A 16,557-nucleotide genomic window follows, 5' to 3' on the forward strand; every position below is an offset into this window, starting at 1 on the left:
GATGATCGGCGGCCCGAACGATATCGTGATCGAAACCTCGATCGTCCGAGGTCAGCCCGGCGTCTCGCTTCCGGGCGGTCGCGAGAAGGAGTCGGGTTCGACGTCGCCTCTCGCTCCGATGGGAACCGGGCTGCAACAGCCGCCTTTGTTCAATGCAACCGCGCCGGGCGCACCCGGCATTCCAACTCAAAGCCAAGCGCCCAGCTTTGAGGCGCAGATGTCCAACGCGTCCGATATCGATCAAGCCGGCCGCGCCGAACCAAGCCTCTCGTCGCGCGACCTGCGGCCCGAACAGGCTCCGCCGCAACCGCCGATGCCTGCACCGTCCCGCGCACCGAGCATCGACGCTGGCCAAGTCGAGCGCCAGCAGAACCGACCAGAGCTTGCGACCGGCCCGAAGTCGGTTCCTCCCAGCCCGAGCGAGATCCTGCAGCAGGCTGTCAGCCGATCGGCCGCACAGCCGGTCCGAACGCCCGCTTTCCCGCCCCGCCCCACCTCATCGGCGCCGATCGCCGCCCCGCCCAGCGCGTCGGCTCCGATCGACGCGGCTCCCACGCCGACGTCCGCCGAGCCGTCCGGCACGGCCACGCCGCCAGCCGCTCCGGCGACTCGCCCCGCTTTCGCGGCGTTTCGTCCGGCGCCCGGTGCCGCGCCGAGGCCGCTCTCAACCGGCCCTCGTCCTGCCTCGACGACACCGCTATCGCGCGGGACGTCGGCTGCCTCGTTGCGGCGCGACCCGCCGCCGCCGGCCACCCCCGTCGGGCCGGTCGATGCCGCCGACATGCCGAACGCCCCCGCGATTCAGCCGAACCCACCGCCAATGCCGCGCGCGCCGCAAGCACCCGAACCCGTGCAGGTGGCCCCACCGACACCACAGCCGGCTCCCGCTCCAGCCGTTCTTCCCCCCGCACCGTCGGTTCCGGTCGCCGTCCCGCCTGTCGCGGCGGAGCAACCCCGGCAGGCCCCTCTGCCGACAACGCTGGACACCCTCGAGTCGCTCGAGGAGGAAATGGCGAAGCTGCTTGGCCGTCCGAGCAATCAGTCCGACAAGGGCTGAGCCGGTTTCACGGTGGCATCATCGCGGCGGCGGCATCCAATCTTGCCAATGCTGGCCGATGGCGCGGATGACGAACCACACGATCACGCAAAGCGCGATCAGACCGAGATAATCGATCACGACTCCGACCAGCCAGGATAACCATCGCCGGCGCGGCCGCCTCTGTCGCGGCCGAGGGCTGGATGGCTCGGCAGTCAATGGGGGCGTCGCGTCCAATTGGGGCGACAGGCCTTCGTTATGGGGCATCGGGCCTTCGTTCGGCCGGGGCGGCATCGCGGCCGACGCGAGTGCTTTTTCTCGATCGACGAGCCGCCTCGCCATATAATCCATAATGGCCTCGACAGTGGCGTCGACACCGTCACTGGTCGCCAGAATGACACGCCCGTGCCGGGTATCCTGCACGAAGCGGTAGTGTCGCTTGTCGTGCCCCATGTCGACGAAAGCGATCATATCGATGAAAAGCCGCGGACGGAGTCCTTGCGTCAGGCCCACATCGAAGAGATCGACGTCCGCCGGAAATTGCGCAAGGACGGGTTCGAGCGCGTCGAGCAGGAGTTCCAGCCGCGCCAGTTCGGCCCCACGCAGGTCGGAGACGACGTCGGCTCGCTCCGCCTCTTCGACGCGCGCACGTCGCACCGCTGCCCGAAAGTCGGGACTGGGGTGGCTCGTCCCATCGTCATCGTCATTCGGGGTTCGCAGTGCCATGAAGGCATCCTGGTGAAACGGTTCTGTTGAACCGCGACGGTGCTGGCGACTCGAACAACCGTCAATGCGTCATTCACCACGATCATGCCGACCAATTCGGGCGGAATTCCTCGGCGGCGTGATGAGCCTCTCCTGATCGCAGCGAATTTTGAGGCTACCGCATCTTCAAATCGTTGTTGGGGCCGCCTCGGCGGTCGGCCATCCTGCGGCTCGACATTCCCCGGCGTAACCGCCTCATCGGTGCGCCCCAAACCCCGCAATCGAGCCGATCATGAGCGTCCACCAGCTTGCCCAAGTGCCTGCGATGACGATCGGAGCGGGAGCGCGAAAGCAGATCGGCGATTTGGCCGCGAGCTTGGTGGCACCAGGATCGCCCGTGCTGCTCGTCGCCGATCCGGGTCTTGCCGCGACCGGCATGACGGCCGAACTCGAAGGTCTTCTGGTGGCGGCCGGTTTCCCGGTCATCGTCTTTTCCGACATCAAAAGCGATCCGACGATCGCGCAGGCTGACGCGGCCGCCAAGGTCGCGCGGTCGAGCGGCGCCAAATTGATGGTGGCACTCGGCGGCGGCTCGGCGCTGGATCTTGGCAAAGCCGTCGCGGTCATCGCGGGCGCCGATGCGCCGGCCGAAACCTACGCGCTCTGCGCGGCGCCGCTTCCGGCAGGCCGCCTCAAGATCATCTGCATGCCGACGACCTCGGGCACCGGGTCGGAGACGACACGGACCGCGATCCTGTCGGCGCCGGACGGCGCCAAACTCTGGTTCTGGGGTGACGAACTCAAGGCCGACCACGCGATCCTCGACCCTGAACTCACCGTCAGCCTGCCGGCCCAACTGACGGCAGCGACCGGCATCGATGCCCTCGTCCATGCCGTCGAGGCGGCGACCAACCGCAACGCGCATGCGGGGAACGATCTTTACGCCCACGAGGCGATCCGGCTCGTTGCGATCCATCTCGAAACCGCCGTCAAGGATCCGACCAATCTCGTGGCCCGCGAGGGCGTTCAGCGTGCTGCGGCCCTGGCCGGCACCGCCATCGACAATTGCGGCACCGCCATCGCGCATGCGATCGGCCATGCGATGGCGTCGCTGCGTCCCATGCATCACGGTCGCGCGGTCGGTGTTGCCATGCTGGCCTCCCTGCCCTGGGTCGTCTCGAACGATCCCGACGGGCGCTTCGCCGCCTGCGCGGCCGCGATGGGGGCGGAGCCCACCGCGCAAGGCTTCATCGATGCTTACGGGGATCTGGTGCGGCGCACGGGATTGCGGATCGCGGTCAGCGACGACTTCACCGGGATCACGCCCGAAGCGCTGGCGGCCCAGATGGTGCGGCCCGAGAATGCACCGATGATCCGGTCGACGGTTCGCGAGAGTTCCCCGGCGGATCTGCTCGCGATCGCCCAAGCCGTGCTGGCTCTCCGCTAAGCCCATTATTCGCGTCGCGTCGCACGGGAGCGTGAGCCAGCACGGGCGCGCTCGAGGACATAAGGACACCATCATGCTCGATCGCCCCACCTCGAAATCCGGCTGGGAGGCCCGCGCCCGCGCACTCCGCATCGAGGGTCGCGCATTCATCGACGGCGCCTATGTGGCGTCCTTGTCGGGCAAGACATTTGAACGGCGCTCGCCCATCGATGGCCGGGTGATCGCCTCCGTGGCGGATTGCGACCAAGCAGACGTCGATCGCGCCGTCGCGGCGGCACGCCGGTCATTCGAGACGGGAGTCTGGCGCGATCAGCCGCCTGCCGCCAAGAAGAAGGTGATGCTGCGCTTTGCCGAACTGATCCGCGAGAACCTGGATCTGCTGGCGCTGCTGGAGACGCTCGACGTCGGCAAGGTGATCGGCAATTCGCTCGCGGTCGACGTGCCGTCCTGCGCCGATTGCGTGCAATATTATGCCGAACTCGCCGACAAGATGATGGATGAGGTCGCCCCCGTCGGGCCGAAGGATCTCGCGATCCTGCGCCGCGAACCGCTCGGTGTCGTCGCCGCGATCGTGCCGTGGAACTACCCGCTCATCATCTCGGCCTGGAAGCTGGCGCCGGCTCTCGTGGCTGGTAACTCGGTTGTGCTGAAGCCGGCCGAGCAGTCGCCGCTCAGTGCGATCATGCTGGCTGGTTTGGCCAAGCAGGCCGGCCTTCCCGACGGCGTGTTCAACGTCGTTCCTGGCTTCGGCGAAAGCGCCGGCAAGCCGCTTGGGCTCCACCCCGATGTTGACATGGTGACGTTCACCGGATCGACCGAGGTCGGCAAGCTGATGCTGCGCTACGCCGCCGACAGCAACATGAAACGGGTGTCGCTCGAATGCGGCGGCAAGAGCCCGCATGTGGTGTTGGCCGACGCCGATCTCGATGCGGCCGCTTCCGGCATTGCCTGGGGCATCTTCTATAATCAGGGCGAAACCTGCCATGCGGGGTCGCGCGTGCTGGTGCATCGCTCCGTCCACAAGGCCCTGGTCGAGAAGATCCAAACCGTGCAGCGCGAGCAGATCGGGCTTGGCGATCCGCTCGACCCAGCGGCCCAGATGGGCGCGTTGATCGAGGAAAAGCACATGGAACGTGTGCTCGGCTACGTCGATCTGGCCCGCAGCGAAGGCGCGACCGTCACCTGCGGCGGAACCCGGGTCAGGCGTGAGACCGGCGGCTATTACGTCGATGCGACGATCCTCGACGACGCCCGCAGCGACATGCGGATCGCGCAGGAGGAAATCTTTGGTCCTGTGCTGGTCGTCATCCCCTTCGACACCGAGGCCGAAGCGCTGCACGGCGCCAACGACTCGATTTATGGTCTGGCGGCCGCCGTCTGGACGCAGAACATGAACGCGGCGCATCGTTTCTCGTCCGCCATCAAGGCCGGAACGGTGTGGATCAACGCCTTCGACAAATCCTCGCTGGCGACGCCCTTCGGCGGGTTCAAACAGTCCGGCTTCGGCCGCGATCGCTCCGTCCATGCGGTCGAAAAATACATGGACTTCAAGACGGTTTGGACCGCCTATAGCTGAGCGATATCCATGCGATCCGTCCCGACCGTCCCATTTGTTGCGTGAGGCTCATGTCCCCTGACGACTCTCTTGCCGATGCGGTCAAGATCACGGCCATCGAGATCAGTCACCATCGGTTGCCTCTCGATCCGCCGTTCAATGCGAGCTGGGACACGCAACCTCGCACAGCCTTCGACGCCACTATCGTCAGGGTCCACACCGACGCGGGATTGACCGGCATCGCCTCGGGCGACGCGATGCTGGGCTTCGCGGGACACGAGCATCTGTTCGTCGGCCAGGACGCGCTCGCGATCGAACGCCATTGGCGGGTTCTGAACAACATCCAGTTCCACTGGGGGCGCCCCTGGCCGCTCGATCTCGCCTTGTGGGATCTGGCCGGCAAGATCACGGGCCAACCCGTATGGCGGTTGCTCGGCGGCCTGTCCGGCAGCGTCCGGCTCTATGCGTCCTCCGGCACCCTTCGGTCGCCCGAGGCGCTCGCCGATGCGGCTGAAAGCTATCTCGGCCAGGGCTTTCCTGCCTTGAAAATCAGGTTTCACCGCGGTGACTGGCGCAAGGACGTCAAGGCTCTCGAGGCCGTTCGGGCCCGCGTCGGTGACAAGCTCGACCTGATGGTGGATTGCAACCAGGGTTGGCGCATGTCCTGGGACGCTTATCCGTCCTGGACCCTCAAAGATGCGGTTCCGGTGGCGCGCGAACTCGAGCGGCTCGGCGTTTATTGGATGGAAGAGCCGCTGCATCGCGGCGATCGCGAGGGAATGCGCCGCCTGCGCGATACGGTCGATATCCGCATCGCCGGCGGCGAGATGACGCGCGAACTCTACGAATTCCGCGATCTCATCGCCGATGGCGCGCTCGATATCCTGCAACCCGACGCGGCGCTGGTCGGCGGCATCACCGGACTGCGCCGCATCGCGTATATGGCGCAAGAGCATAATCTGACGTTCACGCCGCATACGTGGACGAATGGCATGGGCGTGGTCGCCAATGCGCATCTAACCGCGGGCGTTGCCGACGCCCCTTGGCTCGAATTCCCCTATGATCCGCCCGAATGGAGCCTTGAGCGGCGCGACTTTATGATGGCTGAGCCGCTCCGCGCCAACAGCGATGGCACCGTGCAGCTCTCGGAGCGGCCCGGCATGGGGTATGAGCCGGCAGAAGATCTTCTCGCCAAGACCAGGATCGGTTGACGGCGTGAAGGCGCGTCCTGGCAGCAAGCGCAACATGGATCGGCAGTGGCTGCCGTTGAACGCGCTACGCGCGTTTGAGGCGGCAGGCCAGCATCTCAGCTTCACCTCGGCCGCCAACAGTCTGACCGTGGCGCAGAGCGCGGTCAGCCGTCACGTGATCGTGCTCGAGAAGTTCCTCGGAACGGCGCTTTTCGAGCGGCGGCCGCAGCAACTCGCTCTGACCGACGCCGGGCGTCATCTGCTCCCGGTCGTCACCAAAAGTTTCGACCGCATCGATCAGGCGCTCGGCGAGATCGTGGCCGAGCGCGGCACGCCGAAGCGTGGTTTGCGTGTCTCGTTGCCACCGACCTTCGCGCATCAGTTGGCCATCCCGATCTTGCGGGATTTCCGCGCCGAGCGACCCGAACTCGCTCTCGAGATCGTGTCGAAGCCGGCCGGCGAAGCGGAGGGCGAAGTCGATCTCGCGATCGTCTATTCGGAGCCGCGCGTCACCGACAACATCCTCGATTTATTGTGGATGGAGCGGCTGACGATCCTTTGCAGCCCCGCCATGTTGCCATCCGGAACGCCGGACATCGCCGACTTCGTGGCCGGTGGCGATCTGCTCCACGTGAAGCTCGACGACCGACCGCGTCATCACATGTGGGAGTTGTTCACCCGCTCGATCGGTCGGCCGGATCTGCCGGTCGGACGCGGCCTCGTGTTCGATACGGCGCAACTCGCGGCCCAATATGCTCTCTCGGGCGACGGTCTCGCGCTCGTCGATCCCTTGTTGTTCCGTGACGAGATCGCGGCGGGCCGGCTCGTGCAGCCCTTCGATCTCCGGCTCGCGAATGGCTATGGCTATTATCTCACGACATCGCCCGAGGACCTCGACAACGAAGCCGTGGCGCTGTTTCGATCCTGGCTGATCCGCCGCTTTTCGGCTCTCGAAAACGCAGCCTCTCCGCCGGCCTGACCAACTCGTCTCATATGACCGGCGCGCCGATCGCATGGATGGCGTTCGCTTGTGCCCAGAGCCGAGCGTGACAGGTCTCACCATCCAGGGGCCGATCGAAGTAGTAGCCCTGCCCCTCGACATAACCCATGGCGCGGATCAGCACCGCATGAGCTTCCGTTTCGATCCCCTCCGCCGTGGTGGTCAGACCGAGCTTGTTGGCTAGTGCGCCGATCGACTCGACGATCAGGCAGGCTTCCGGGTTGGTCGTGAGATCACGCACGAAGGATTGATCGATCTTGATCTTGTCGATTGGGAAGCGCTGAAGGTAGCCGAGCGAGGAATATCCCGTGCCGAAATCGTCAAGAGCGATGCGAAGCCCAAGATTCTTCAGCTCCGCCAGAATCCGCAAGACATGCTCGTTGTCGCGTAACAAAATTGACTCGGTGATCTCCAGTTCGACCCGGCTTGCGGGGAGTTCCGAAGCCGCGAGAGCGCTCCCGACATGGGCGATGAGATCGATGCCGTCGAACTGCCTTGGGGACAGATTGATCGACACTTTGACGGTCGCGGGCCACGTCCGCGCCGCGAGGCAAGCCCGCGCGAGGACCCAGCGACCGAGATCCGTGATGAGTCCGATCTCCTCGGCGATGGGAATGAATTGCGAGGGCGGAACGGCGCCGAGCACCGGGTGGGACCAGCGCAGCAACGCTTCGCAATTCACGATTCGCTGCGTGGCGAGATCGATGATTGGCTGGAAGTGAAGATCGAATTGGTTGAGCTTCAACGCAAGCCGAAGATCAACCTCGAGAGCTTTACGGGTCAGCAGGTCGCGTTCGAAGCAAGGATCGAACAAGCGGTATGTGGCGCGACCGGACGCCTTGGCGGCGTAAAGCGCAAGGTCGGCATATTTCATCAGCATCTCGGGGTCATGCTGGTCGATGGTGGCGGCCACAATCCCGATGCTGAGGCTGATGGGGATCAGTTTGCCGTCATAGGCGAAAGGCTGCGTGCAGACTTCGCGGACGCGTTCCGCGATCGGCGCAGATTCGACGCTCGGATTGTCGATCCGCAACAAAATTGCAAATTCGTCACCACCGAGACGCGCTACTAAGACGGCTTCGGGCAGGATGGCGGTCAGCCGCCGTGCCAAGACTTGCAGGAGGGCATCGCCGCCCGCGTGTCCAAGCGCGTCGTTGATGTCCTTGAAGAGATCGATATCGAGCAACATCAGAACGGAACGTGCCACGCCCTCGGATTGCGACGTCATCTCGGAGAGGATCTCGCCGAACATCAGTCGGTTCGGTAATCCGGTCAGATGATCCGTATGGGCCAGATGATGGACATTGCGATTACGCCGGACCAGCAGCGCGATCAGCATGATGCCGCAACAGATCAGGATGATGGTCAGCACCAAACCGGCCCAGTAGACCCGGGCTAGATCGAGGCGACGACGATCGACGCTTTCGACCGAAATTTGGTTGGCGGTCCCGATCAGGCCAACGATCGGTTGGTTGAGCGGCGACAGGAGGTCCAGCACACGGGTCGCATTTTTCTCGTCCAACGCATCGACCAGCGGGACCGTCAAAGCAATCGCAGACGCCAGGCTCTCGATCGTCAATCGAAGGTCGGCGCGTCGCGCAGCGAGAAGAGCGACGCCCCCTTGCTTGAGGATCGACAAGCGATTCTGAACGATGGCCAGCCTCAACTGAACGGCATCCTTCGCGGCATCGCTGGGCGTCAACGCGAATCGGCCGACCGCCGCTTCGAACTGCAGAAACTCGGACGCTGTCTGGGTGACGTCGAAAACCGTGTTGTACCGCGCCGAATCGATCAGCGATTGCTGCCGCTCCGAGGTGAGCACGCTGGTGTAGATAGCCACCAGCGCCATCAAAGCCGTGGTGACGGCGAAACTCCACTCCCACCCGGTCAAGCGTTTCAGCATCGAATGCCCCGGCGTGACTGGTTCGCTCAAACGAGACCAGGACTGCGACCGATCTTTGGATTAAAATACACGTCTGACGTTGACGGGGATCATTCGACGAAAGACGACTCAAGAGAGCGCCCGTTGCCGTAAACTTTATCTAAAGACCGGAACACAACCGGCAGCCTTTCTTTCTTGATGGTGCGATCCAAAAATCAGTGGCGTTTCGCCGTGGTTTTCACGCTAGATTTAAAGGCTCGAGACGTCGGACCATCGAGCGGCCGCCACCGGCCTGCAAAGCTTTCACAGCCAGGAAATGTTCGCATGAAAACCCACGCCAAAGTCGTCGTGATCGGGGGCGGGGTCGTCGGTGCCAGCGTGCTCTACCACCTCACCAAAGCGGGCTGGCGCGACGTCGTCCTGCTCGAGCGGGCGGAGCTCACGTCGGGCTCGACATGGCATGCGGCCGGCGGGATGCATACGGTCAACGGCGATCCGAACGTCGCCAAGCTGCAGCAATATACGATCGAACTCTACAAGGAGATCGAAGCCATCTCGGGCCAATCCTGCGGGGTGCATCTCACCGGCGGCATCATGCTGGCCGGTACGCAGTCGCGGCTCGATTGGCTGAAGCTCGCCCAAGCGCGCGGCCGCTACCTCGGCATGGATCTCGAAATGCTGTCGGTCGACGAGGCCGAAAAGCTGTTTCCCCTGATGGACAAGAGCCACTTCGTCGGCGGCATGTACGACCCCATGGAAGGGCATTGCGACCCGACCGGCGTGACCACGGCCTACGCAAAGTCAGCACAGATTGGTGGCGCCACCATCGAGCGGCAGACCCGCGTGACGGATCTACAGCCGCGACCGGACGGAACCTGGGACGTCATCACCGAGCAAGGCAACATCCACGCCGAACATGTCGTCAATGCGGGCGGCCTGTGGGCGCGCGAGGTCGGCCGCATGGTGGGGCTGGAACTGCCCCTGCTGGCGATGGAGCATCATTATCTGATCACCGACGACATGCCCGAACTCGTTGGCCAGAAAGAGCAATTGCATTGCATCGACTTCGAGGGCGAAATCTACGTCCGTCAGGAGCGGGGCGGCATGCTGCTTGGCACCTATGAAAAGGCCGGTGTGCCGTGGTCCGAACGTGAAACGCCGTGGGACTTCGGCCAGAACCTCCTGCCGAATGACCTTGACCGTATCGCTCCCGAACTCGAGGTCGGGTTCGAACATTTTCCGGCCATCGGCCGTGTCGGCATCCGCCGCATCATCAACGGGCCGTTCACCTTCGCGCCCGACGGCAATCCGCTCGTCGGCCCGGTCAAAGGCCTGAAGAACTTCTGGGTGGCCTGCGCCTGCATGGCCGGCTTCAGCCAGGGCGGTGGCGTGGGCTTGGCTTTGGCCAACTGGATGGTCGACGGCGACCCCGGCTACGACATCTGGGGCATGGATGTGTCGCGCTACGGCGACTGGGCCACGATGGCTTATACCAACGCGAAGGTGCGCGAGAATTATTCGCGGCGATTCCGCATCCGTTTCCCGAACGAGGAGCTTCCGGCCGCCCGTCCGCTTCGCACGACACCGATTTACGATCGGCTCGACGACGCAAACGCGGTCTTCGGCGAATATTGCGGGCTGGAACATCCGCTCTGGTTCGCACCGACCAAAGCCGAAGCGGTCGAGACGTTCACGTTCCATCGCTCCGAGTCGCATGCTCATGTGGCGGCCGAGTGCAAAGCCGTGCGTGAGGGCGTCGGCCTGCTGGAAACCTCGAACTACGGCAAGTTCGAGGTCAGCGGACCCAACGCCGGCGCATTTCTCAGCCGCGTCATGGCCAACGCGCTCCCGGCGATCGGGCGCATGGTGCTGACCCCCATGCTGAACGAGCGCGGCAAGCTGATCGGCGATTTCACGGTCGGGCGCTATGCCGCCGACAGGTTCTTCGTGGTCGGCACCTATGCGGCCGAAAGCTACTACATGCGCTGGTTCGAGCAGCACTTGCCGGAGACGGGCGTCACGCTGCGACCTTGCGCCATGGAATATACCGGCCTTTCAATCGCCGGACCGCAATCTCGCTCCTTGTTGCAGACACTCGTGCACGACGATCTCTCGACCGCCGCTTTCCCGTTCATGACCTTCCGCAAAATGGATGTTGGCATGATTCCGGCTCTGGTCGGCCGCGTCAGCTTCACGGGGGATCTCGGCTACGAGATCTGGGTGACGTCCGATTACCAACGCGCGCTCTACGATCTCTTGGTCAAATCCGGCGAGCCCTTCGGCCTCAAGCCCTTCGGCGGACGCGCGCTCCACTCGATGCGGCTCGAAAAAGGCTTCGGCACCTGGGCGCGGGAGTTCCGCCCGATCTATGGGCCGGACGAAGCCGGGATGGGACGGTTCGTGTCGATGAAAAAGAACGACTTCATCGGGCGGGACGCCGTCGCAACGTCCCGCGCGAGCGGCGATGCGCCTTTGCGCCTTCTCGGGTTCACGGTCGATGCCGCCACGGCGGATGCGATCGGCGACGAGCCGATCTGGCACGACGGCAAGGTGGTCGGCTGGGTCACGTCCGGCGGCTTCGGCCATAGCGTCGGGAAGTCGCTGGCGCTCGGCTATGTTCCGGCTCGCCTCGCAAGCGCGACGGAGGGTTTCGAGATCGAAATCATCGGCGATCGTCGTCGCGCCACCCGGCTCGACGGCCCGGCTTTCGATCCGACAGGCGCGCGGATGCGTGCCTAACGGGATCAACGCGCGGCCGCGTGCGTAACCGGGATGCCCGCGCTTATCTCCTGATCGATGACAGTCTCAGCACATGCGTCGTCAGGCCCACAAACTCTGGTCGACAGCGCCGGTAGACTTTTCCATGATGGGCGAAAGGAGCCCACCATGGTACCCGCGACCACCCACATCGTTTCACGCTCGGCCGTTTCCGGGCTCGCCGCAGTCGCCGTCGCGCTCCTCGGAGCTGTTGCGACGCAAGGCTTCGGGGTGACCGTCGCCTCGGCGCAAGCCGCGCCCCCTTCTCTGCCATCTCTCATCGCCGGACCACAGCGCTCGCCCGCGAATGTCGCCCGCGACCCCTATCGCCATCCGCTGGACGACTTGACCTTCTTTGGCGTGCAGCCGACCAGCACCGTCATCGAAATTCTTCCCGGTGGGGTCGGCTATTGGACCGAGATCCTCGCGCCTTACCTCAAGGATCATGGGCGTTACATCGCTGCTAACCCGGCCAACGACGCAACATCCGACGAGGCGAAGCGCGAAAACGCCGCCTTTACGGCGAAGGTCGCGGCCGACCCGACCGACTATGCCAAAATCGAGCCGGCCGAGTTCGTGCCGGGATCGCGCCCTCTCGGGCCGGACGGTTCGGCCGACATGGTCCTCACGTTCCGCAACATCCATAATTGGATGGCGAACGGCACGGTCGATGCGGCCTTCGCGAGTTTTTTTCGCGTGTTGAAGCCGGGTGGTGTTCTCGGCGTCGAAGAGCATCGCGCCAATCCCGATCAGCCGCAGGATCCGCAGGCCAAATCCGGCTATGTGCGGCAGGATTATGCGATTGCGCTGGCCGAAAAAGCGGGTTTTCGGCTGGCAGCGTCGTCGGAAGCCAACGCTAACCCGAAAGACACCAAGGATTACCCGGCGGGTGTCTGGACGCTGCCCCCCACCTACAGGCTCAAGGATCAGGATCGTGCCAAATATGCCGCGATCGGGGAAAGCGACCGCTTTCTGTTGAAATTCGTCAAACCACTGAGCGCGCCCTGAACTCTCGGGCGCACCACGTGGGGTTGCGACGATCACCTGCTCGCGTCTCTAATCTGCATATTGGCTTGTAAGGCTGGATTAACTTGAACCAAGATCGACGTTACTCTCGCTTTGCAGTTTGAAGTCATTCAAAACTGTAGTTTACAACGAATCTAAGAAGTAAAAAGAATTTGCCAGCGAGGACGGACCGTCCTATTTCACCCGAACTGGCTCGACAGTCTCGGCCCCTCACGCAGGGTTCTGCGTGACGTGCGGATCGTAGGCTTCAGGGCTCCGTTCAGGGAAACACCATGACCGTCCGACATTCTCTCCGGCTCGCCCTGCTGGCCTGCGCCGCATCCTTGGTTTTTGCTCCTGCGGCTCGCGCGGCCGACAGCCAGACGCTGACGATCTATAACGGGCAAGACGAGGGTCCGGTCGAAGCTGCGGCCGCCGCGTTTGAGAAGAAAACCGGTATCAAGGTCGAGATGCGGAAGGGCGGAAGCCCGGCCTTCGCCAATCAGATCATTCAGGAGGGCGCGCGCTCGCCGGCCGACGTCTTCTATTCGGAATATACGTCCCCGCTCGCGATCTTGAAGGACAAGAACCTGCTGGCCGAAGTGCCGGCCGAGACGCTTGCCGCAATCCCGGCCCGCTTCAACGATGCAGGCAAGATGTGGCTGGGCGTGACGGCTCGCAATCAAGCCATGCTGTATAATAAGACTATGATCTCGGAGGATAAGCTCCCCGAGAGCGTGCTCGACTTCGCCAAGCCGGAGTGGAGCGGCAAGGTGGCGTTCAACCCGAAGAGCGCCGCGTTTCTCGAAGAAGTCACGGCTGTGATCCAGGCGAAGGGTGAGCCGACCGCGAAGGCGTGGCTCACCGCTCTCAAGACCGGCGCGAAGGCTTACCCGAGCAACACCGCAATCGTCGTGGCGGTCGATCGCGGCGAGGTCGAAACCGCGATCGTCGGCGACAATTACTGGTTCGCGGTCGCCGAGGAGCGCGGGGCCGACAAGATGAACGCGCGTGTCCATTATGTCGGCCACAAGGACCCCGGCTCGCTCGTCACCGTTTCGGCGGCCGCCATCCTGAAATCGGCCCCTCACCCCGATGCGGCCCAAAAGTTTCTGGCGTTTTTGGCCAGCGCCGACGGCCAGACCGCCGTGGCGGCCGCAGCGGCCGATTACCCGCTCCGTCCGGGCATCGTCTCACCCTATAAGCTGACGCCGCTCGCAGACCTCGACATGTCGCCGATCACGCCATCCGACATTGGCACCGCGCATGTCGCTCTGGAGCTTGAACGGTCGGTCGGGTTGAACTGACGCACGATGTCGATCGCGCTCCGACGCAAGGCTGACACAACCCGCTCCTGGCCCTCGTGGCGGCGATCGTTCTCGACGCCGCCGCTGTGGCTGGTGGTGCCGGTTGGGCTTGTGGGTCTCGCGACACTGCTGCCGCTTGCGTTCGTCTTGGCGCAGGCCGGCCAGGCGGGGTGGTCACAGAGCGTCGATCTGCTGTTTCGCCCCTACACGGGTGGGCTCCTGCTCGCCACGCTGCAATTATTGGGCGGCGTCACAGCCGGTAGCCTCCTTCTTGGGGTCGGTCTGGCCTGGCTCGTGGAGCGCAGCGACGTGCCGGGCGCGCGCGTTTGGGGGATTGCGCTACCGCTGTCGCTGGCGGTGCCGTCCTTCGTGACGAGCTTCACCTGGGTGTCGCTTAGCGCGCGCTTCGAGGGCATGAACAGCGCCATCGCGATCCTGTCGCTCGCCGAATTTCCACTTATCTACCTGCCGGTGGCGGCAGCCCTTCGCGGCATGGACCAGAGCCTTGACGATGTCGCCTGCTCGCTCGGCCACTCGCCCTGGCGGCGCTTCACCGGCGTCACCCTCCCCCAATTGCGGCCTGCCATCTCGGGTGCGGCGCTGCTCGTCATGCTGCATATGCTGGTCGAGTTCGGGCCCCTCGCACTGCTGCGCGTCGATACGTTCACGACCGCGATCTATGCGGCCTTCGAGCTCGAATTCAACAGCGCCTCCGCCGCCGTGCTGTCGGCCGTGCTGCTGGTTCTCTGCGGATTGATCGTTCTGGCCGAGATGCGGCTGCGCGGAACGTTGCGGTTCGCCCGCATCGGCTCCGGCGCGTCACGACGGCCGACGCCGATTCGTCTCGGGCTTTGGCGTTTTCCCGCGATGGCGTTTCTGGCGACCGTGGTGGCGCTGGCGCTGGGCGTTCCGCTCGTGTCGCTCGGATATTGGATGCTGGTTGGGTCATCCACCGCTTTTCCGGTGGGACGCATCGCTCATGCGCTTTTCGGCACGCTGCAGCTTGCCGGGGTCGGGAGCCTTGTCACGACGGCAGCGGGGCTCGCTCTCGTGTTCACGGCCATGCGGTTTCGCGGCGCCATCTCGCGTTTGGCGGAGCGCCTGCCCTTCGTGATCCATGCTTTGCCGGGCGTGGTCGTGGCCCTGGCGCTGGTGTTCTTCACCTTGAGCGTCGTCCCGGCGCTCTATCAGACCATGGCGGTGCTGATCCTCGCCTATGCGCTGCTGTCGCTACCGCTGGCTCAAAGCGCCATCCGTGCGGTGCTGGAGCAGTTTCCCGCCTCGATCGAAGATGCGGCCCGCTCGTGCGGACGTGGACCCTGGGCTGTCTTCGTCCGCGTGACGCTGCCCAATATCGCAACCGGGCTCGGGGCCGCCCTGATCCTCGTCTTCCTCAGTCTATTGCGGGAATTGACCGCGACCCTGATCCTCTCTCCGACCGGCACCGACACGCTGTCGATGGAGGTTTGGTCCCATACGTCCAAGATGGAATATGGCGCCGCGGCTCCTTACGCGCTGCTGCTCGTCCTGCTGTCCGGCATTCCGGCCTACCTCTTCGGACGGCGCCTGCGCCGGGGCGGCACGAGCCGATGAGCCGAGCCGGTCTCGCGGTTCGAGGCGTCCACAAAGCCTTCGGCGACGCGCCGGTCTTGCGTGGGATCGACCTGTCGGTCGACCCCGGCACGCTCGTGGCCATCCTCGGCCCGTCGGGTTGTGGGAAAACCACCCTATTGCGCCTCCTTGCCGGCTTCGATCGCGCCGATGCGGGCTCGATCGCGCTCAACGATCAGATCCTTGCCGATGACCGGGCCTTCATACCCTCGCATCTGCGCGGCATCGGCTACGTTCCGCAGGAAGGCTCGTTGTTCCCGAATCTGTCCGTCGCCGACAACATCGGTTTCGGCTTGCCGCGATCGGGCGCTCGCGCGGAACGGCTCGCCGCGATGACAAGCCTGATCGGCATGGCGGGTTTCGAGGGCCGCATGCCGCACGAACTTTCGGGCGGCCAGCAGCAACGTGTGGCGCTGGCCCGCGCGCTCGCGCTGCAACCGACGCTGGTGCTGCTCGACGAACCCTTCAATGCGCTCGACGCTAACCTACGCCGCACCCTCTGTGCCGACGTCCGCCGCATCCTGAAAGAGAGCAATGCGACGGGCATTCTCGTGACTCATGATCGCGACGAAGCCTTCGCGATGGCCGACACTGTCGTGGTGATGCGGAACGGCGTGATCGCTCAAACCGGAACGCCGCGAGAGCTTTACGATCATCCCGTCGATCTCGACCTCGCCCGATTGGTCGGCACGGCGGTTTGTATCCCGGCGACACTCAAGGGCGGCGTGGCGCAAACCTGTCTCGGCGCCCTGCCGGTCATGAATTCCAGCGCCTGCGCCGAAGGTCGCGTGCTCGCCATGCTGCGTCCGGAGCAGATCAGGCCGGCCGCTGCGGGACATGACGGCGTCGACGTCGCGGTGCGTGGTTCGAGTTTCCTCGGGCCGCTGATCTGGCTTGATCTATTATGTCGAAACGAGGGGCTATCGGTTCCGCTGATGGCCTGCTGGCCGGCCGCCGAAGCTGACGCGATCGGATCGTCGGTCCGCGTGGTGGTCAACGGCGCCGCGATGGTGTTTCCGGTCAAATACCCGCTTTAGGCTCGGGCGGATCGTTGACAAGGCT

12 protein-coding genes are annotated in these 16,557 nt (G+C 64.3%); 10 read left to right on the plus strand and 2 right to left on the minus strand.

Annotated features, from left to right (window positions below; translation table 11 throughout):
- The first annotated feature begins 1 nt into the window (after window position 1).
- Entirely contained in the window at window positions 2-1,057 is a 1,056-nt protein-coding gene (locus EY713_RS20685) for a hypothetical protein (RefSeq protein WP_245572817.1), read from the plus strand.
- Window positions 1,058-1,075: 18 nt separating this feature from the next.
- Here the strand turns inward: EY713_RS20685 and EY713_RS20690 are convergent, their stop codons facing one another.
- Window positions 1,076-1,762, minus strand: coding sequence for a hypothetical protein (locus EY713_RS20690; RefSeq protein WP_131118754.1), 687 nt, complete (start codon window positions 1,760-1,762; stop codon window positions 1,076-1,078).
- A gap of 271 nt (window positions 1,763-2,033) precedes the next feature.
- On the opposite strand from EY713_RS20690, the gene EY713_RS20695 reads away from it, so the two are divergent.
- The 4 genes from EY713_RS20695 (at window position 2,034) to EY713_RS20710 (ending at window position 6,912) form a co-directional block, all read left to right on the plus strand.
- Window positions 2,034-3,188, plus strand: a complete 1,155-nt coding sequence (locus tag EY713_RS20695) for an iron-containing alcohol dehydrogenase (RefSeq protein ID WP_131118756.1) — start codon at window positions 2,034-2,036, stop codon at window positions 3,186-3,188.
- A 73-nt stretch (window positions 3,189-3,261) separates the two neighbouring features.
- Entirely contained in the window at window positions 3,262-4,764 is a 1,503-nt protein-coding gene (locus EY713_RS20700) for an aldehyde dehydrogenase (RefSeq protein WP_131118758.1), read from the plus strand.
- A gap of 50 nt (window positions 4,765-4,814) precedes the next feature.
- The gene (locus EY713_RS20705) at window positions 4,815-5,954 is read left to right on the plus strand and encodes a mandelate racemase/muconate lactonizing enzyme family protein (RefSeq protein ID WP_131118760.1); all 1,140 of its coding nucleotides are present in this window, start codon (window positions 4,815-4,817) and stop codon (window positions 5,952-5,954) included.
- 4 nt (window positions 5,955-5,958) lie between these two features.
- Window positions 5,959-6,912 carry a LysR substrate-binding domain-containing protein gene (locus tag EY713_RS20710; RefSeq protein ID WP_165491210.1) on the plus strand — a complete coding sequence of 318 codons (954 nt, stop codon included), beginning with the start codon at window positions 5,959-5,961 and terminating at the stop codon, window positions 6,910-6,912.
- Window positions 6,913-6,922: 10 nt separating this feature from the next.
- On the opposite strand, the gene EY713_RS20715 is transcribed toward EY713_RS20710, so the two are convergent.
- On the minus strand, window positions 6,923-8,836 hold the full coding sequence (locus tag EY713_RS20715) for a putative bifunctional diguanylate cyclase/phosphodiesterase (protein ID WP_131118764.1): 1,914 nt from the start codon (window positions 8,834-8,836) through the stop codon (window positions 6,923-6,925).
- A 303-nt stretch (window positions 8,837-9,139) separates the two neighbouring features.
- Between EY713_RS20715 and EY713_RS20720 the strand changes: the two genes are divergently transcribed.
- From EY713_RS20720 to EY713_RS20740, 5 genes are all read left to right on the plus strand, one after another.
- Window positions 9,140-11,554 (plus strand): GcvT family protein, encoded by a 2,415-nt coding sequence (locus tag EY713_RS20720; protein ID WP_131118766.1) that lies wholly within the window; start codon window positions 9,140-9,142, stop codon window positions 11,552-11,554.
- 147 nt (window positions 11,555-11,701) lie between these two features.
- Window positions 11,702-12,580 carry a class I SAM-dependent methyltransferase gene (locus EY713_RS20725; RefSeq protein WP_131118768.1) on the plus strand — a complete coding sequence of 293 codons (879 nt, stop codon included), beginning with the start codon at window positions 11,702-11,704 and terminating at the stop codon, window positions 12,578-12,580.
- A 290-nt stretch (window positions 12,581-12,870) separates the two neighbouring features.
- The gene (locus EY713_RS20730; RefSeq protein ID WP_131118770.1) at window positions 12,871-13,884 is read left to right on the plus strand and encodes an extracellular solute-binding protein; all 1,014 of its coding nucleotides are present in this window, start codon (window positions 12,871-12,873) and stop codon (window positions 13,882-13,884) included.
- 6 nt (window positions 13,885-13,890) lie between these two features.
- The gene (locus EY713_RS20735; RefSeq protein ID WP_131118773.1) at window positions 13,891-15,477 is read left to right on the plus strand and encodes an ABC transporter permease; all 1,587 of its coding nucleotides are present in this window, start codon (window positions 13,891-13,893) and stop codon (window positions 15,475-15,477) included.
- Window positions 15,474-16,532, plus strand: a complete 1,059-nt coding sequence (locus tag EY713_RS20740; protein ID WP_131118774.1) for an ABC transporter ATP-binding protein — start codon at window positions 15,474-15,476, stop codon at window positions 16,530-16,532. The genes EY713_RS20735 and EY713_RS20740 overlap by 4 nt, the downstream gene beginning before the upstream one ends.
- Window positions 16,533-16,557 lie beyond the last annotated feature (25 nt).

The sequence above is a fragment of the Lichenihabitans psoromatis genome (assembly GCF_004323635.1).
Taxonomy (GTDB): domain Bacteria; phylum Pseudomonadota; class Alphaproteobacteria; order Rhizobiales; family Beijerinckiaceae; genus Lichenihabitans; species Lichenihabitans psoromatis.